Below are 17,845 nucleotides of genomic sequence, written 5' to 3' on the forward strand. Positions count from 1 at the left end.
ATGGTGCGGGAGGCGATCTTGATCTACAACCGGGAGCGCCCGCACCTGTCCTTGAAATACAAAACGCCCGATGCAGTGCATCGGGCGTTAGGGTGAAACAGGTGTAAACCTATTTCAGGACTAGACAGCAAGATCAAAAGCCCCTCACCCTAGCCCTCTCCCGGAGGGAGAGGGGACTGACCGCAATGTCTCGCGTGATACATCGACCTGAAAAACCGAGTCGATTATGGATTCAAAGCAGGTCGTTCAAGTCGGTGTAGATCGCTAATATCCCCGGATCGGTTCCCTCTCCCCCTGGGAGAGGGCTAGGGTGAGGGCAAGCGGTCTCAAGGCTTAAGAAAGATCCGCCCCCAGCACTACACTCAAGGCACTGCGCGCATCATCCAACTGCACCAACGTCGCATGCCGAGCCCCCAACGCATCACGATTCTCGATCGCCGTCAGAATCGCCTTGTGCCGAGGCAACGCCAGCTCATGCAGATTCGGCCGCTGGTTGGAGTGCTTCAGCGCCTCGGCAATCGCCACCGCAAGCATGTTGCACAGGTTGGCCAGCAAATCGTTGTGGGTCGCGTCGGCAATCCGGCTATGGAAATCCAGATCCGGCTGCAACAAGGCTTCCGGCGTCGGCGCGGCCTCCATGCGTTGATAGGCTTCGTTGATGGCGGCAATGTCGGCATCGGTCGCATGCTGGGCGGCGAGGGCGGCGGCGGCCGGTTCGATGATGCTGCGCACGCTGGTCAGGACGTTGAAGAACTCGTTCTGCGGGCTGCTTTGCATCAACCAGTGCAATACGTCCGGGTCGAGCATGTGCCATTCGCGGCGCGGCTTGACCACGGTGCCGACGCGGGGTTTGGAATACACCAGGCCCTTGGCGACCAGCACTCGCGTGGCTTCGCGCAACACCGGCCGGCTGACCGCGTACTCCTCGCAGAGCAGGGCTTCGGCGGGCAGTTTGTCGCAGGGCAGAAAGCGTCCGGAAACAATCTGCATGCCCAGTTCCTGGACGATGCGCGAGTGCATGCTTTTACGGTCGGAAGGTTTGCGGTAATCCATGGGGAGTGGCGCGATCCTGAGCGATGGAGATGCCGCGCATCATAGCAGGCACGACACAATCTTGAGGCAGATACACACGCCAAATGTGGGAGCGGTGTCAGTGGGAATGGCGCGGGACTTCAGCCCCTCGGCAACCTACCAGGAAGTCGAAATCGCAACCCTGATCCGCCTGCAGCACATGGTCGATGTACAACTGACGATACCCACCCACCAACAATTGCTGCGGCGGTTGCAGATCCGCCATGCGCGCTGCCAGTTCGGCGTCCGGAATGTCCAGGTGCAAACGCCCGCTGGCGCAATCCAGCTCGATCCAGTCACCTTCCTTCACCGCCGCCAAAGGCCCGCCGGCCGCCGCTTCCGGAGCTACGTGCAAAACAACGGTGCCGTAAGCGGTGCCGCTCATCCGTGCATCGGAGATGCGCACCATATCGGTCACGCCCTGTGCCAGCAGCTTGGCCGGCAACCCCATGTTGCCGACTTCGGCCATGCCCGGATAACCCTTCGGCCCGCAGTTTTTCATCACCAGAATCGAGTTCGCATCGACGTCCAGTTCCGGGTCGTTGATCCGCGCCTTGTACATGTCGAAATTCTCGAACACCACCGCGCGCCCACGGTGTTGCATCAGTTCCGGCGTGGCGGCTGACGGCTTGAGCACCGCGCCCAGTGGCGCCAGGTTGCCGCGCAACACGCAGATGCCGCCGTCGGCGCGGATCGGATTGTCGAGGGTGCGGATCACTTCGTCTTCACCGTAGATCGGTGCGTCCTTGGTGTTCTCGCCGATGGATTTGCCGTTGACGGTCAATGCATTTGGATTGGGAATCAGATTGGCCTCACCGAGGCGGCGCAGCACGGCCGGCAAACCGCCCGCGTAGTAGAACTCCTCCATCAGGAAACGCCCGGACGGTTGCAGGTCGACGATGGTCGGCATGCCGCGACCGATGCGCGTCCAGTCGTCCAGATCCAGCTCGACGCCGATGCGCCCGGCGATGGCTTTGAGGTGGATTACCGCGTTGGTCGAACCGCCAATGGCCGCGTTGACCCGGATCGCGTTTTCGAAGGCTTCCTTGGTCAGGATCTTCGACAGTTTCAGATCCTCACGAACCATCTCCACCGCGCGCATGCCGGACATGTGCGCCAACACATAACGCCGCGCATCCACTGCCGGAATCGCCGCGTTGTGCGGCAGGGACGTGCCCAGTGCTTCGGCCATGCAAGCCATGGTCGACGCGGTGCCCATGGTGTTGCAGGTGCCGGCCGAGCGAGACATGCCGCCCTCGGCCGCGAGGAAATCGTCAATCGTGATGGTGCCGGCCTTGACCTGTTCGCTGAGCTGCCAGACCACGGTGCCGGAGCCGATGTCCTTGCCCTTGTGCTTGCCGTTGAGCATCGGCCCGCCGGTGACGACGATTGCCGGCACGTCGCAACTGGCCGCGCCCATCAGCAGGGCCGGGGTGGTCTTGTCGCAACCGGTCAGCAGCACCACGCCGTCAATCGGGTTGCCGCGAATCGCTTCCTCGACGTCCATGCTCGCCAGGTTGCGGGTGAGCATGGCGGTCGGGCGCAGGTTTGATTCGCCATTGGAGAACACCGGGAATTCCACCGGGAAGCCGCCAGCCTCGATCACCCCGCGTTTGACGTGTTCCGCGATCTGGCGGAAGTGCGCGTTGCACGGGGTCAGTTCCGACCAGGTGTTGCAGATGCCGATGATCGGCTTGCCGTGAAACTGATGGTCGGCGATGCCCTGATTCTTCATCCAGCTGCGGTACATGAAGCCGTTCTTGTCGGCCGTGCCAAACCATTGGGCGGAGCGCAGGGTGGGTTTCTTATCAGACATGATCGATTCTCTTATTGTAAGACTATTGTTTGCGAGCTTTGACTAAACATAAGCGCAAAATCACCGTTTTGGAAGTGTTGTTGCGTAATTAGTATTACTATATAGTCGATTTCGACGGAGGGATGGCCCTGGCGGTTTTCCGCGAGAGGCGTCCCCCGAGGTTCCATAAAAACAACAATCGGAGACCGATCTCATGAGCCAGGAACTGCGGCTTGTCCGGCGCATCACGTTGAAATTGATTCCCTTCCTGATCCTGCTGTACCTGATCGCCTATGTGGATCGCTCTGCCGTCGGCTTCGCCAAGCTGCATATGGGCGCCGACATCGGTATCGGCGATGCCGCCTACGGCCTTGGCGCCGGGCTGTTTTTCATCGGCTACTTTCTGTTTGAAATCCCTAGCAACCTGATGCTCGAACGCTTCGGCGCGCGGCGCTGGTTCGCGCGGATCATGATCACTTGGGGCGCGATCACCATTGGCATGGCCTTCGTTCAGGGCCCGCACAGTTTCTACGTGATGCGCTTTCTGCTCGGCGCGGCGGAGGCGGGTTTCTTTCCCGGCGTTCTTTACTACATCACCCAATGGTTCCCGGTTCGCCACCGCGGCAAGATCCTCGGGCTGTTCATCCTTTCCCAACCCATCGCGATGATGATCACCGGCCCAGTCTCGGGCGGTTTGCTGGGCATGGACGGCATCCTCGGCCTGCACGGCTGGCAGTGGTTGTTCATCGTTATCGGCACCCCGGCGATCCTACTGACCTGGCCGGTATTGCGCTGGCTGCCGGACGGCCCGCAGCAAGTGAAATGGATGGACCAGGCCGAGAAGGACTGGCTGACCGGCGAGCTGAAAAAGGACCTGCAGGAATACGGCCAGACCCGTCACGGCAATCCGCTGCATGCGCTGAAAGACAAACGCGTATTGCTGCTGGCGCTGTTCTACCTGCCGGTGACCCTGAGCATCTATGGCCTGGGCCTGTGGTTGCCGACCCTGATCAAACAGTTTGGCGGCAGTGATCTGGTCACCGGTTTCGTGTCCTCGGTGCCGTACATCTTCGGGATCATCGGCCTGCTGATCATTCCGCGCAGTTCAGACCGTTTGAACGACCGCTACGGCCATTTGGCGGTGCTTTATGTGCTGGGTGCCATGGGCCTGTTCCTCAGCGCCTGGCTGTCGTTGCCGGTGGCGCAACTGGCGGCGTTGTGTCTGGTGGCGTTCGCGCTGTTCTCTTGCACGGCGGTGTTCTGGACGCTGCCGGGCCGATTCTTTGCCGGTGCCAGCGCGGCGGCCGGGATCGCCTTGATCAACTCGGTGGGCAACCTCGGCGGCTACATCGGCCCGTTCGTGATCGGCGCGCTGAAGGAATACACCGGCAACCTCGCTTCGGGCCTGTACTTCCTGTCCGGGGTGATGGTGTTCGGGCTGGTTCTTACGGGCGTCGTTTATCGCGTGCTGGAGCGCAAGCATGTGCTGCCAGTCGAGCAATTTGCAGCGAGCGCACGCGGTGCGACGCGCACCTGATTTCGATCCGGGATTTGTTTTAACAGGAGAACATCATGCATCTGGTTCAATTCGAATTGAGTAACGGCGAGCGCCGTGTCGGGGTGGTCGAGGGCGGTCTGGTGCGTGAAGTGCAGGATGCGCGCACGGTTCGTGATCTTGCCCTGGCGGCAATCGAGGCCGGCAACACGCTCGCGCAGCAAGTGCAGACCCTCGGCCTGGGCATCAGCCATGATTACGCCGAGTTGCTGGCCCAACTGCGGATCCTGCCGCCACTGGATCACCCGGACCCGGCGCACTTGCTGGTCAGCGGCACGGGCCTCACGCACCTCGGCAGCGCGTCGGCCCGGGACAAGATGCACCAGCAGGCCGGCGACGAAGCGGCGATGACCGACACCATGCGCATCTTCAAGTGGGGCGTGGAGGGCGGCAAACCGGCGGCGGGGCAGGCCGGGGTGCAGCCGGAATGGTTCTACAAGGGCGACGGCAGCATCGTTGTGCGTCCCGGTCAGCCGTTCCCGCTGCCGCCGTTTGCCGAAGACGCCGGCGAGGAACCGGAGATGGCCGGCCTCTACATCATCGGCCACGATGGCAAGCCGTATCGCCTCGGTTTTGCGGTGGGCAACGAGTTCTCCGATCACGTCATGGAACGCAAGAATTACCTGTACCTGGCCCACTCCAAGCTGCGCAGTTGCAGCTACGGCCCGGAACTTCGCACGGGTGAATTGCCTCAACACCTTGCGGGCACCAGTCGCATCCTGCGCGACGGCGAAGTGCTGTGGCAGAACGAATTCCTCAGCGGCGAGGCCAACATGTGCCACAGCCTGGCGAACCTCGAATACCACCACTTCAAGTACCGCCAGTTCCTGCGTCCTGGCGACGTACACATTCACTTCTTCGGCACCGCGACCCTGTCGTTCGCCGATGGCATCCGCACTCAACCGGGCGACGTGTTCGAAATCAGCCAGGCTGAATTCGGCGCACCGCTGGTCAACGGCATCGCCCCGGTCGCAGCGGCATTCGAACCGGACAGCATCGGCACCCTTTAAGGAGATCCCATGACTCAGATTCTCGGTCACAACTACATCGGCGGTCGTCGCAGCGCGGCGGGCAACGTCAAGCTGCAGAGCGTCGACGCCACCACGGGCGAAGCACTGCCCCACGATTTCATTCAGGCCACGGAAGCGGAAGTCGACGCCGCCGCCAAGGCCGCTGCGGCGGCGTATCCGGCGTATCGCAGCCTCAGCGCCGAACGCCGCGCGCAGTTTCTCGATGCAATCGCCGATGAGCTGGACGCACTGGGCGATGATTTCGTCGCCGTGGTTTGCCGCGAAACCGCGCTGCCGGCCGGGCGGATTCAAGGCGAAAGAGGGCGCACCAGCGGCCAGATGCGCTTGTTCGCCAAAGTCCTGCGACGCGGTGATTTCTACGGTGCACGCATCGACCTGCCGTTGCCGGATCGTCAGCCGTTGCCGCGTCCGGATCTGCGCCAGTACCGCATCGGCCTGGGGCCGGTGGCGGTGTTCGGCGCCAGCAATTTTCCGCTGGCATTCTCCACAGCCGGCGGCGATACCGCGTCGGCGCTGGCGGCCGGTTGCCCGGTGGTGTTCAAGGCTCACAGCGGTCATATGGCCACGGCCGAATTGGTTGCCGACGCGTTGATCCGTGCAGCAGAAAAAACCGCTATGCCGGCCGGTGTGTTCAACATGATCTACGGCGGTGGCGTCGGCGAATGGCTGGTCAAGCATCCTGCGATTCTGGCCGTGGGTTTCACCGGCTCGCTGCGAGGCGGACGGGCGCTGTGTGACATGGCGGCCGCGCGGCCTCAGCCAATCCCGGTGTTTGCCGAGATGTCGAGCATCAACCCGGTGATCGTGTTGCCCCAGGCACTGGCCGTACGTTTGGAAACCGTCGCCCGCGATCTGACCGCGTCGGTAGTGCAGGGCTGTGGTCAGTTCTGTACCAACCCGGGCCTGGTGATCGGCATTCGCTCACCGCAATTCACCGCGTTCGTCGAGCAAGTCGCGGCGCTGATCGGCGACCAACCGGCGCAAACCATGCTCAATGCCGGGACGCTGGGCAGCTATGGCAAAGGCCTGGAAAAACTCTTGGCGCACGCCGGCATCGAGCATCTGGCGGGCAATCCGCAACAGGGCAATCAGGCGCAGCCGCAGTTGTTCAAGGCCGATGTCAGCCTGCTGATCGATGGCGATGAAGTGCTGCAGGAAGAAGTGTTCGGCCCGACCACGGTGATTGTCGAAGTGGCCGACAAGGCGCAACTGAGCGCGGCGTTGCAGGGCCTGCACGGGCAACTGACGGCGACCATCATCGGCGAGCAGACGGATTTCGAGCACTTCCCGGAGCTGACGCCGTTGCTGGAACAGAAGGTCGGACGGATCCTGCTCAATGGTTATCCGACTGGTGTCGAAGTCTGTGATTCGATGGTTCACGGCGGGCCGTATCCGGCGACCTCCGATGCTCGCGGCACCTCGGTGGGTACGCTGGCGATCGATCGTTTCCTGCGTCCGGTGTGCTTCCAGAATTATCCCGACAGCCTGTTGCCGGAACCGCTGAAAAACGCCAACCCGCTGCGCATTCAGCGGCTGGTGGATGGCAAGCCATCGCGCGAAGCCCTCTAACCGCCGAACCCAGTCAATGTGGGAGCGAGCCTGCTCGCGATCGTCAGGCGACATGAATGTCGACTGATGCACCGCTATCGCGAGCAGGCTCGCTCCCACAGGCAGGGCTCAGCAGCTGCTTTGAGCTATCATTGCCCCTTTCCCCCTGAAAGACATGATTGCCATGACTGCCGTAACCGACACCCTTCTCAACGCCCTCGAACACTGCGGTATGGTCGAAATCGACGGCCTGCACGCTTTCGAATTCGCCCTCGACGAAGACGACAACCTGCACATCGAATGCATCGATGGCCGGGCAGCCAAGCATTGGGAGTTCACCCCGGCGCAGGTAGCGGCGGCGACGTTTGACGAGGGCCTGCAGAGCTGGCTGATCGTCGGTTTTGCCAGCGACACCAAAACCGTTGGCGAGCACCGCTTGGTGTGCCTCGGTGATGTACTGAGCAGCGCCGACGACGAGGAAGAAACCGAATGAACATGCGTAAATTCTGGCCATTGCTGATGGCCGGCAGCGTCGGCGCGATGGGCCTTTCCAGTGCCTCGGCCGAGAGCTTCCAGTTTTTGGTGGGCTCCTACACCGCCGATACCAGCGAAGGCATTTACCGGATGAACTTCAACAGCGCCACCGGCCAGATCGACGCCAAGCCGCTGCAAGTGATCAAGAGCGAAAACCCGTCGTGGCTTACCCTGTCGAAGGATCAGCGTCGGCTGTTCGTGGTCAACGAAAACGGTCCTGGCCAGAAAGACCCGGTCGGTCGCGTCAGCAGTTATTCCATCGATCCGAAGACCCATGCCCTGACCCTGATCAATCAGGTCCAGAGCCTGGGCAACGAGCCGACCCATTCCAGCCTCAGCGGCGACGCCAGCCATCTGTTCGTCAGCAACTATTCGGTGATGGAAGATCCGGGCGGTACCCTCGCGGTATTGCCGGTGGGCAGCGACGGCAAGCTCAAACCGGTGGTGCAGATGAGCGCGCACCCGGCAAGCCGGATCAATCTCGAGCGTCAGGCCTCGAACCACGTGCACTCGACGGTTTCCTCGCCGGACGGTCGTTATGTGTTTTCCAATGACCTGGGCGCGGACAAGGTCTTTGTCTACCTGTTCGATCCCAAGGCCAACCCGGGCTTGCCATTGACGCCGGCGATGACCGCTTCTGTGCCTTTGCCCGCGGGCAGCGGCCCGCGTCATCTGTTGTTCAGCGCCGACGGCAAACACGCCTGGCTGACCATGGAAATGAGCGCTCAGGTTGCGGTGTTCGATTACCACGACGGCGTGCTGACCCAGACGCAACTGGTCGATCTGGCGGCCGGTCAACCGACCTCGGACAAGGCTGCCGCCGCGTTGCACACGTCCGCCGACGGCAAATTCCTCTATGTCAGCAACCGTGGCACCGCCAATCAGTTGCTGGTGTTTGCTATCGATCCGGCGTCCGGTCAGCTCAAAGAGTTGCAGCGACGTTCGGTGGAAGGCGATCACCCCCGTGAGTTCAGCCTCGATCCAAGCGGCAAATTCCTGCTGATCGCCAATCAGAAAAGCAATCAGATTGTCGTGGTCGAGCGCGACAGCAAGACCGGTCTGCTGGGCAAAACCGTACAAAAACTGCCGATGGACGCCCCGAGCGATATCAAGTTCCTCATGCGTCAATAAGCCGCAGGCCCCTTTCTACGGGGCCTGAAGCTATGTATTAATCCTGCTGATAACAGGTAATGTTGCAAAGCATTTCAAGCGATCAACCCTCGAGCGTTAAGTTTGCTCCACGGCCCAACCGGGCAAGCAAGCCAACTGAACACGAGGGTTACCGCCATGAACTTCAATCTCTTCTCCGTAATTGCCGCTTCCGCCATCTCCGCCACCGTGGCTCTGCCAGCCAGTGCCAACGTTGAAATCAGCGACAAAAAATCCCACACCCAGAGCTACACCCAGAAATACCTGCAACAAAGCGCCAACTTCTACGCCGCGCTGGATCACAAAGCTCAACACTGAAATTTCCGTTACGCCCTGGAATTGCCCAAGGCTGCGATCCTTTGATCTTGTTTCTCAAAAAGCAAAATCAAAAGATCGCAGCCTTGGGCAGTTTTTTGCCTGCGCAACGACCGACGATAGCTATTTTCAAACGACGAGATAGATCGGCTAAATAATTAACGAAGCTGATGGTTACTATGGAAAACCCTGAGTGGATACCCCGGCTTTTTTGATCGATTCTGTGGACCTCGAAACATTGTCCACGGAGCACACATCATGGCCACTTCAATCATCACTTCCGCCAAACGCGGCGCCTACGTGGCCATCGGTCTGTACCTGGTCATGGTGCTGTTTGTCAGTCTGGCGTCGCAGTCGCAACACAGCTTCGAAGCACCGATCGACGTTGCACATCCCGGCATCCAGTTCGAACTTCGCTCACAAAACGCAGCGGTCGGTTCAGCTGAACTCGCGGGAGTCGGCGGAGCATGAAAGGCTACAGACTCTGGGTCATTGCCGGACTGGCGTTCATGACCAACGGCGCTTCCCTGTTGGGATTCGGCCAAGGCTCGGTCGGCGGGCTGGCCCGGGCCATAGAGGCCAACCACAACATCGCGCACAACATCGAACGGGCCAATGCGCTGGGGCTGCTGGCCGGCAATCCGCCAGCGAAAACCGCCAGCGGTTTTCTCGGCCCGTTCGAAGTGGATTGTTCGGCCATCGGCATGTGTGAAGTGCTGGCGTAACGCGCCTACTTTTTCATGATGCCGGTGAACAGCTCCGATTCCAGAAACCGCTGCAACCAGGCCTGCAACCGCACGTAAGGCGTCTGCGCAAACCAGTCACGATCAACATGGGCGAACTGGCGAACGAACGGCAACAGCGCGATATCGGCCAGGCTCGGATGCGCGGTCAACAAGTAATCGCGCCCCTCGAGCAGCTCATCGAGCCGCTGCAAGAACAACGCACCTTCCGCCCGATAAACCTCCATCGGCTGTTCCGGATAACGCTCGGCGTACTTGTAGCGATTCAAGTGCACCTTGAACACTTGATCGTTGGCCTCGATCAACTCGGCGATCCTTGAATCGCCACCCAGCAACCAGTTATCCGGATCGTTCTGCGCCAGCGCCCAGTGCATGATCTCCAGGCTTTCGTCGATCACCTGACCACCCGCATCCAGCACCGGCACCGTGCCCTTGGGCGAGATCGCCAGCATCTGGGCCGGTTTGGCCTTGAGGCTGACTTCGACGATCTCCACCGGCACGCCCGAATAACGCAGGGCCATCCGTGCCCGCATCGCGTACGGACAGCGGCGGAAGGAATACAGCGTGTTCATTTCACCTCCAGCGTGCTCAAACCGTTGCCTTGTCGCTGCACCTGAATCTGTACCGGAATCCGTTCGTGCATTTCCTGTACGTGGGAAATCACCGCAACCTTGCGCCCTTGAGCCTGCAAGCCGTCGAGGGCGTCCATGGCCAGTTGCAGGGATTCCGGATCGAGACTGCCGAAGCCTTCGTCGATGAACAGCGATTCGATCTTCAACGTGCTCGACGCCATCGAAGCCAGGCCCAGGGCGAGGGCCAGCGACACCAGAAACGTTTCGCCGCCGGACAGCGAATGCACCGAGCGCAGTTCGTCGCCCATTTCGGTGTCCATCACCAGCAGGCCGAGCATGCTGCCGCCGCGCTTGAGGCGGTAGCGCTTGACCAGTTGCCGCAGCTGCACGTTGGCGTGATGCACCAGCAGGTCGAGGTTGTAAGCCTGGGCGATCTTGCGGAAGGTGTCGCCAGTGGCCGAGCCGATCAGCGCATTGAGCCGCGCCCAGCGCTGATATTCGGCATAGGCATCGGCGATCTGCTGCGCCAGCGCCTGATTGGCGTTCTGGCGGCGCTGGTCTTCGGCCTGCTCGGCGCGCAGTTCGGCGCATTGCTGTTCGCTGGCCGTGCACTGGTTTTGCAGGTCGGCGAGGGCGCTGGCGAGTTGTTCGGCGTCCAGGTTGCCGTTGTGTTGGCCCTGATGTTCGAGCAGACGCTGATCGCGTTCCTGCACCAACACAGTGGCCTGTTCAACGGCTTTTTCGTTGCGCTGCAAGCGCTGGCGCAGTTCGTCGACCTGCGCGTCATCGATCCGCAGCAGGTCTTCGAGGCCACCGTCATCCAGCTCCGGATGGCGCGCACGCCAGTCGGCAATCTTGCCGGCCAGATCACGATCTTCGGTTTCCAGCGCTTGCAGACGCTCTTGCTGCGCCTTGAGTTCGGCGGCGATTTGCACCCACTGCGTACGCGCTTCCTGTAGCGCCTGAGTCGTCGTGGATTCGGCGTTGCGCGCCTGTTCCACGGCCTGTTCCAGTTGCTGCTGCCAATGCTCGGCGCAGGTGTGCTCGCCGAGCAGTTGCGCCAGTTTTTCCTGGCTGGCGAGTTGCTGTCCGGTCAGCGTGTTGAGTTGCTGTTCAGCGTTTTGCAGCTGCTGCACACGGCCCTGTTGGCGGTCCTGTTCTTTCTCGAGCGTCTGCTGGCGTTGTTGCTGTTCGGCCAGCTCTTCCTTCTGCTGATCGACTTGCGCCAGACGTTCGGCAATCTGCCCATCAAGTTGAGTGAACGTGGCGGTCGGTTTGATTCGGAGCGCTTCTAGAGTCTCGCTCGGCAGCAGCGGGGCGAATACCTCAAATTCTTGATCGAGCCGCTGGCGGTCGGCGCCCAGCTCGCGTTGCTGATTGCTCAGGTGCTGTGCCGCTTGCTGGTGCGCCGTCTCGGCCTGACGCAATTGCTGGGTCAGGCGCGCCGCGTCCTGTTGCAGCGTGAGCAGGGCGGTCTGGCGCTGTTCGTCCTGGGTGATGCTCTGGTTCAGTTGTTCATTCTGGCGAGTCAGCCACGCGGCGCGCTTGTCACTGTCCTGATTCAGCAAGGACGCCGCCAGCGGATGCGCCTCGATGCTCGGCGTCAGCGATTGTTGCTGAGCAGCCAGTTGTTCCTGCTGTTGCAGTAACTCTTTCTGTTGGGCAATCACGCCAACGACACTGGCGCGCAGCTCGGTGAGTTTTTCCTTCAGTTGATCGACTGCTTGCTGCGCGCTGGCCTGCTCGTTTTCATCGTGACGGCCGAGGCTTTGCAGCAAGGCTTCCGGCTGGTGGTACGGATGCTCGTTGCTGCCGCAGACCGGGCACGGTTGGTCGTCCTGCAACTGCGCGCGCAGTTCTTCGACACTGGCACTGCGGGCCAGACGCTGACGCTCGAGCAGTTCACGGGTGACGTTGAGGGTCTGTTCGGCGACGGTCAGCTCGGACTTGCTTTTCACCCCGTCCTGGGTCAGGCGCTCGCGTTCCTGTTGCGCATCGAGCTGGCGCTGTTGCAGCTCGGCACTGCGTTTGTCCAGCTCCTGCTGACTGGCCCACAGGCGCGTCAGGTCCTCGACGGCGCGCAATTGCTTGCGGTTGTCCTGCAACAGAGTGCCGAGGATGCCGATCTGCTCGGCGACGGCGTCCGGCTCGGCGCCGGCTTCCTTGAACAGCACTTCCAGCTGTTGCTTCTGCGTGGCGAGCGCTTCGGTGGCGCGAGTGGCGTTTTCTTCGAGAGAGGCCAGTTCGCTTTGGCCCTTGTTCAACCGATTGCCGATCAGCATCAGTTGCTGCAAGCGGTCGCGGTAGGCATTCCACGCTTCGCTCAACGGTGCCAGATAAGCGCTTTGCTCAAGATCGGCGGCAATGCGCTGCAAGCGTTCGGCGACCTGTTTTTGCTGATCGAGCAGGGACTGAATCGTGCTTTGGCCCTGAGTGCAGGCCTGCTCTGCGGCGTGCTTCGTTTCGGTGCCGGACGCAACGTCCTTGGCGAGGCGCGCGAGGGTGCTTTGCTCCTCGAAAGCCTGGCGCAACAGCGGTGCGCTTTCGCTCAGTTGCGTTTGCGCCTGGGTCAGGGCGATCTGCGCTGCGGCGAGATCCTGTTCCAGTCGGGTCTGGCGCTCAGCCAGTTCGCTTTGTTGCCGGGTGTGCGCGCTGATCTGTTCCGCCAGTGGCGTCAGCAGTACATCCAGTTCGGTTTTGCGGGCGAACTGGTGCCGTTGCGGGGCGAGCTGTTCCAGGCGTGTCAGTTTCAGACGTTCACCGGCCAGCGATTCGCGTTCATGCTCGGCGCTGCGTAGTTGTTCAGCGGCGGCTAGCTGCGAGTCTTGCAGCCGCAGCAGCTCCTTGAGCCAGTCGTGCTGTTGCTCGATCTGCTTGAGCTGCGCCTGCTGCAACTTCAGTTGTTGCTGGGCGGCGTTGAAGCGCTCGTCCAGCTCCGCGCGGGCCTCGGGGGCCAGCGGAGTCACGCCGGTGGCCTGATCCTGCAACTGCTTGTGGGCTTCGCGGGCCTCTTTGGTCTTGTCGAACGCGCGGCGGCCGAGGCGCGTGTAGAGCGCGGTGTCGGTGAGCTTTTCCAGCAGTTCGCTGCGGTCGTTGTCATCGGCCTTGAGGAACGCGCTGAACTCGCTCTGGGCCAGCAGCACGGCGCGGGTGAACTGTTCGAAGTTCAAGCCCAGCGCGGCCTCGAGCTGAGTCTTGTACTCGCCTTTCTGGCTGGCGAGCAGTTGATCCTGATCGATGTCGCGCAGGCTCTGACGGCTGGCCTGCAACTTGCCGCCGGCCTTTTCCCGGGCACGGTTGGCTTCCCAGCGCGCGCGATAGCGACGGCCATCGACGCCGACAAAATCCACTTCGGCAAAGCCTTCACCGGTGCCGCGACGCAGCAGGGTGCGCGGGTCACCGGTGGCGATTTCGCCGTCGGCGTCCGGCACCTTGGCGTCACGCCCGGTGTTGTTCAGTCGCGGCACGGCACCGAACAGCGCCAAGCACAAGGCGTCAAGCAGGGTACTTTTGCCGGCGCCGGTCGGGCCAGTGATCGCGAACAGGCCGGCGCTGGCCAGCGGTTCGGCGGTAAAGTCGATCTCGAACGGGCCGGCCAGCGAGGCGAGGTTCTTCAAACGAATGGCGAGAATCTTCATGGCTGCTCGCCCTCCATCTGTACGTCTTGCAGCAGTTCGGCGAAGTCCTTGAGGGTTTGCTCGTCGACCTCGTTGCCGTAATTGTCGAGCCAGGCGCGACTGAACAACTCCTGCGGCGTGAGCTGGTCCAGCTCGATCAGCGCGCTGCCGTCCTCGGCACCATCAGCGCCACGGTTGCCGGCGTATTCGGCGGCGATCCGCACCAGTCGCACAGCCTTGCCTTGCAGGGCGCTTTCGACCTGATGGCGCAAGTCTGGTTGTGGCTCGTCGAGGCGCACCCGCACTTCTAGCCAAGGCTGGCGCTGGGTTTCGGCCAGCAGGTCGATGTTCGGCAGGTCCGCCAGTTGCAGCAGAATTTCGGCCAGCGGCGCAGGGCCGAGGCGCTGCAAGTTTACGGAGCGGGGGATCAGCATTGGCTCGACGCTGACCAGGGTTTCACCGTCCAGAACGACGTCGAGCACCTGGTGCTGATAACTGATTTCCGAAAACGACAACGGGATCGGTGAGCCGCTGTAGCGAATCCGCTCTTCGCCGTTGACCTTCTGCGGCTTGTGCAAATGGCCGAGGGCGACATAGCTGATGCTCGGCCCGAACAGGCTGGCGGGCAGCGCTTCGGCGTTGCCGATGATCAGGCTGCGCTCGGAGTCTTCCGACACCGAGCCGCCGGCCATGTGCGCGTGGCTGATGGCGACCAATGCCTGACCCGGCTGACGCTTGGCGTTCGCCGCTTCGATCAGCCATTCATGCACCTGGCCAATGCCGCGCAAATAGTTGTCGCCCAGATGCGCGCCGGTGACCTCGGCAGGCCGCAGGAACGGCAGCGCCAGGCACCATGCAGCGATTTCACCGGTGGCGTCCGGCAGCGGCAACAGCAGGCGTTCCGCATCCAGCTGCCCGTCGTCCAGCCACAACACCCGACCCAGCGCATGGGTGCGCAAACGCCGCATCAACGGCGCGGGCAGCTCGATCCGCGAGCCGGAATCGTGGTTGCCGGCGATCATCACGATGGTCAGCAACGGCTGCTGTTCATGGGCGCTGACGATGAAATCGTAAAGGCGTTCCTGGGCTTTGACCGGCGGATTGACCGTGTCGAAGATGTCGCCGGCGATCAGCAGCACGTCCGGCTGCGCCAGCCTCAATTGACGCAGCAGCCACTCGAGAAAACAGGCGTGCTCGAAATCGCGCTCCTGGCCGTGCAGGTTCTGCCCAAGGTGCCAGTCGGAGGTGTGAAACAGACGCAAGGCTGACTCCGCAATATAAAAAGGTGATGGCCGCCGGGATGAGAGGGCGGCGAAAGAGGGGAGAGTTTACAGATTATTGCGGCGGGTAGGCTTGTCCGGGAGATGGCGGCCGCGATCTCGGTGAACCCATTAATTGACGACTCGGCACCGGTTACCTACCATCGCGCCACTATATTGATATCGTTTTTGGGGTCTGGCGACTCGTCGTGCTTCAACCCGCACGCCACGATAGCTCACAGAGACATAGAGTCTGGAGCAAGCGTAATGAAACGGGTTAATTCGATACCTTCCGTTACTGACAATCCAGCGTATTTTTCCTGGAAAAAACAGTGGTCGAATCAGGAAGGCCTGGACGTTTATTCGTACATCTTCGATCAATGCCAGCCCGAACATATTCTGTTGTTTTCAAAAATGCTTTTCCCGGATTTTGTGGTGAAAGAGGGTGGCGTATTTTTAGCGCGGAATTTCTCGACTGAAGTGCTTGATAGGTGTTCTGGCCTTACCTCTGGTGATATTTCAAAGACTGAAAAGTTATTGAATGTTGTGAGGATCTATGACGTTTTTGGCCAGGTTGCTGCTGGTGTTTCGGATGACGTGTTTCTTCAATTGTGCAATGTGATCGGTTTCGCGTGGCGCATGGTGCTGAAAGAAAAATTTCCAGAGAAGGTGTTTTGTGTAGAGGTGTCGAACTCGGAGCAGAACTATGGCCCGGATATTACTTTCTACCAGGTTGGATCGTTGAGTCCGGGAGCCGAGGCATGAGGTTTCGGGACCTGGAGCAAGGACCGGATGTTTACGGGCCCCCGGTAAAGCTCTCATCGTTGGATGAATGGTATTTGTCCGTGCGCGATACGCCCTTGGATTGCTTGAGTGTGGGAGATGTCTGTCGTGCATTGAGGCAGGATTTGCATGTGCGGGAATTGTTGCCCATCGGCATCGCTTTACTGACCGAAGACGTCCTGGAAGGCGATAGATATGACGGAGAATTGCTGGTCGCGCTGGCGGGTTTGAGAACTGTGTATTGGCACGAGAATGTCGAAGCATCCCGCAAGGCTGTTGTAGCTATGGCCGAAGTGAATCGCTTGAGTGCTGACGCTGAGCTGTTAAAGGCTGCTTCAGCCCTGACAGGTTGCTTGAGATGACTATGATTTTTAGCTTGTTGGGTCGCGGTGATCTGGGATTGATTCGCGCTGGTATGACGCGAGACCAGTCCCGAGCGACCCTTGGTGGAAAGTTTGATGAGTTTTTCAAGACTGAAGATTCGGCAGTGCCGACGGATGCTTATGATGATCTAGGCGTTCACATGTACTTTGATGAGAGTTTCATTGTCGTTGGTGTTGAATTTTTAAAGTGGAGTGAGCTTGTTTGGGGGGATCAGAAACTGGTCGGTGAAGACGCTCTGGTGATACAGCGGTTTCTGAAAAGCCGAGGGCAAACGCTGGTTTTCAACAACTCGGGTTTTGATGTTGTTGATATGGGTTTGAAGTTTTACGTGCCTGACTTCGAAGAAGATGACGCCATCGTCGAGGCTGTGTATGTAGAGCTTTATCGCGCCTGATGAGGACTTCAAAAGTAATTAAGGTCGCAGAATCCTTGAGTGTTGTGCTGATTGATCGACTTGGGCAGGAATCACTTTTCGATGAGGCTGAGTGCTCGAGAAATATCTATTTAATAGATGAAGCCGGTCGTAGGGTTTGGCAAGTCTTTTCTGACTTTGACGCCCATGCAGGTCCCTTCACAAATATCATCCTCAATGAGAGGGGGCTTAAAGGTTATAGATGGGATGGTGGTATGTATGAGATTGATATCGAAACGGGAAGGGCGGTTCCTGGCGAGTTTATGAAGTAGGTGCTAACAGACAATGAGCCAGATAAAAGTGGAAACTCGTTGCTCAGGATCGAAAAGCGAAAAAGGCGATAAATGACCGCAGGGGTTGCGATGAAGGATGGAGAAGTGTTCCGAAAGACGTTGATTGACTTGATTGCCGAAAAGTGGGGCACTTTCGAGGCTGAGAGTTGGGCGGCCGACTATAGGCTGAATTGGAATGACGAACTGTCGGAATTGATGGGTAACGCTGTGTCCGATGTTTCGAGAGTCGCGCAAGCATTGAAAAATAAAGATGACGTTGAGTTGTGTGTGGCGGCGGGGAGGGCGCGTACGGGTTTTTTGGATCTGTCAAATTTTTTTAGAGGAATATTTGATGATTTCGATGCACTGGTCAGAGAAGCCGAGTGGCAAGAAATACCTGACGACTATGTTTACGACAAGACATGAAAGTGAAAGGAAAGGGGGCTTTAGAAAAAATGGGGACAGATTTATTTGATTAAATAAATCTGTCCCCTTTTTGCTTTTTGTCCTGTCCCGACCGACGCATATGATGATTTGGGACTGCACGTCTACTTCGATAAAGCGTTGATGGTCGTCGGCGTTGAGTTTTTGAAATGGGCTCAATTTACCTGGTGCGGTCAGCGGTTGGCAGGCGAAGAGGTACTCGTCGTTCAGCAGTTTCTGACAGGGCAGGGTGAGTTTCTGGTTTTCACTAATTCAGGCTTCAATGTGGATCGTTTGGGTCTGCGGTTCTACGCACCTGATATCGGTGAGGAGGGCGCCATTGTCCAGGCTGTATATGTGGACTTTACCGGCGTCGACTGAG

At 59.8% G+C, this 17,845-nt stretch carries 19 protein-coding genes; 14 read left to right on the forward strand and 5 right to left on the reverse strand.

Annotated elements, in window-relative coordinates; translation table 11 throughout:
• Positions 1-333: 333 nt before the first annotated feature.
• A complete protein-coding gene (locus tag L6D74_RS28870) occupies positions 334-1,053 on the reverse strand; it encodes a FadR/GntR family transcriptional regulator (protein ID WP_085648436.1) in 720 nt (239 codons plus the stop codon).
• A 97-nt stretch (positions 1,054-1,150) separates the two neighbouring features.
• Positions 1,151-2,887 (reverse strand): IlvD/Edd family dehydratase, encoded by a 1,737-nt coding sequence (locus L6D74_RS28875; protein WP_011334608.1) that lies wholly within the window; start codon positions 2,885-2,887, stop codon positions 1,151-1,153.
• 193 nt (positions 2,888-3,080) lie between these two features.
• On the opposite strand from L6D74_RS28875, the gene L6D74_RS28880 reads away from it, so the two are divergent.
• From L6D74_RS28880 to L6D74_RS28915, 8 genes are all read left to right on the forward strand, one after another.
• Positions 3,081-4,403 (forward strand): MFS transporter, encoded by a 1,323-nt coding sequence (locus L6D74_RS28880; protein WP_236191503.1) that lies wholly within the window; start codon positions 3,081-3,083, stop codon positions 4,401-4,403.
• 35 nt (positions 4,404-4,438) lie between these two features.
• A complete protein-coding gene (gene araD1, locus L6D74_RS28885; protein ID WP_039766864.1) occupies positions 4,439-5,431 on the forward strand; it encodes an AraD1 family protein in 993 nt (330 codons plus the stop codon).
• 9 nt (positions 5,432-5,440) lie between these two features.
• A complete protein-coding gene (locus L6D74_RS28890; protein WP_236191504.1) occupies positions 5,441-7,021 on the forward strand; it encodes an aldehyde dehydrogenase (NADP(+)) in 1,581 nt (526 codons plus the stop codon).
• 163 nt (positions 7,022-7,184) lie between these two features.
• Positions 7,185-7,493 (forward strand): DUF5629 family protein, encoded by a 309-nt coding sequence (locus L6D74_RS28895; RefSeq protein ID WP_236191505.1) that lies wholly within the window; start codon positions 7,185-7,187, stop codon positions 7,491-7,493.
• Positions 7,490-8,665: a lactonase family protein gene (locus L6D74_RS28900; protein ID WP_236191506.1), complete on the forward strand. Its 1,176-nt coding sequence runs from the start codon at positions 7,490-7,492 to the stop codon at positions 8,663-8,665. The genes L6D74_RS28895 and L6D74_RS28900 overlap by 4 nt, the downstream gene beginning before the upstream one ends.
• Positions 8,666-8,821: 156 nt before the next feature.
• Positions 8,822-9,001, forward strand: coding sequence for a hypothetical protein (locus L6D74_RS28905; protein WP_007941320.1), 180 nt, complete (start codon positions 8,822-8,824; stop codon positions 8,999-9,001).
• A gap of 255 nt (positions 9,002-9,256) precedes the next feature.
• Positions 9,257-9,469, forward strand: coding sequence for a hypothetical protein (locus tag L6D74_RS28910; RefSeq protein WP_039766857.1), 213 nt, complete (start codon positions 9,257-9,259; stop codon positions 9,467-9,469).
• Positions 9,466-9,723 carry a hypothetical protein gene (locus tag L6D74_RS28915; RefSeq protein WP_039766855.1) on the forward strand — a complete coding sequence of 86 codons (258 nt, stop codon included), beginning with the start codon at positions 9,466-9,468 and terminating at the stop codon, positions 9,721-9,723. The genes L6D74_RS28910 and L6D74_RS28915 overlap by 4 nt, the downstream gene beginning before the upstream one ends.
• Before the next feature lie 5 nt (positions 9,724-9,728).
• Here the strand turns inward: L6D74_RS28915 and L6D74_RS28920 are convergent, their stop codons facing one another.
• Genes L6D74_RS28920 through L6D74_RS28930 form a run of 3 tightly spaced genes read right to left on the reverse strand, consistent with a single transcriptional unit; the run spans position 9,729 to position 15,192 of the window.
• A complete protein-coding gene (locus L6D74_RS28920; RefSeq protein WP_236191507.1) occupies positions 9,729-10,313 on the reverse strand; it encodes a glutathione S-transferase in 585 nt (194 codons plus the stop codon).
• The gene (locus L6D74_RS28925) at positions 10,310-13,951 is read right to left on the reverse strand and encodes an AAA family ATPase (protein ID WP_236191509.1); all 3,642 of its coding nucleotides are present in this window, start codon (positions 13,949-13,951) and stop codon (positions 10,310-10,312) included. Before L6D74_RS28925 ends, L6D74_RS28920 begins: the two co-directional genes overlap by 4 nt.
• Positions 13,948-15,192: an exonuclease SbcCD subunit D C-terminal domain-containing protein gene (locus tag L6D74_RS28930; RefSeq protein WP_236191511.1), complete on the reverse strand. Its 1,245-nt coding sequence runs from the start codon at positions 15,190-15,192 to the stop codon at positions 13,948-13,950. The genes L6D74_RS28925 and L6D74_RS28930 overlap by 4 nt, the downstream gene beginning before the upstream one ends.
• Before the next feature lie 264 nt (positions 15,193-15,456).
• Between L6D74_RS28930 and L6D74_RS28935 the strand changes: the two genes are divergently transcribed.
• The 6 genes from L6D74_RS28935 to L6D74_RS28960 all read left to right on the forward strand — a co-directional run bounded on the left by L6D74_RS28935 (position 15,457) and on the right by L6D74_RS28960 (position 17,844).
• Positions 15,457-15,954, forward strand: a complete 498-nt coding sequence (locus L6D74_RS28935) for a hypothetical protein (protein WP_064597228.1) — start codon at positions 15,457-15,459, stop codon at positions 15,952-15,954.
• Positions 15,951-16,334: a contact-dependent growth inhibition system immunity protein gene (locus L6D74_RS28940; protein WP_236191513.1), complete on the forward strand. Its 384-nt coding sequence runs from the start codon at positions 15,951-15,953 to the stop codon at positions 16,332-16,334. Before L6D74_RS28935 ends, L6D74_RS28940 begins: the two co-directional genes overlap by 4 nt.
• Positions 16,331-16,750 carry a hypothetical protein gene (locus L6D74_RS28945; RefSeq protein WP_143491836.1) on the forward strand — a complete coding sequence of 140 codons (420 nt, stop codon included), beginning with the start codon at positions 16,331-16,333 and terminating at the stop codon, positions 16,748-16,750. Before L6D74_RS28940 ends, L6D74_RS28945 begins: the two co-directional genes overlap by 4 nt.
• Before the next feature lie 44 nt (positions 16,751-16,794).
• Positions 16,795-17,040 carry a DUF7957 family protein gene (locus L6D74_RS28950; RefSeq protein ID WP_476748351.1) on the forward strand — a complete coding sequence of 82 codons (246 nt, stop codon included), beginning with the start codon at positions 16,795-16,797 and terminating at the stop codon, positions 17,038-17,040.
• Positions 17,041-17,112: 72 nt separating this feature from the next.
• Positions 17,113-17,466 carry a hypothetical protein gene (locus tag L6D74_RS28955; RefSeq protein WP_085610531.1) on the forward strand — a complete coding sequence of 118 codons (354 nt, stop codon included), beginning with the start codon at positions 17,113-17,115 and terminating at the stop codon, positions 17,464-17,466.
• A 108-nt stretch (positions 17,467-17,574) separates the two neighbouring features.
• The gene (locus tag L6D74_RS28960) at positions 17,575-17,844 is read left to right on the forward strand and encodes a hypothetical protein (protein ID WP_236191516.1); all 270 of its coding nucleotides are present in this window, start codon (positions 17,575-17,577) and stop codon (positions 17,842-17,844) included.
• Position 17,845 lies beyond the last annotated feature (1 nt).

This window comes from Pseudomonas pharyngis (genome assembly GCF_021602345.1).
Classification (GTDB): domain Bacteria; phylum Pseudomonadota; class Gammaproteobacteria; order Pseudomonadales; family Pseudomonadaceae; genus Aquipseudomonas; species Aquipseudomonas pharyngis.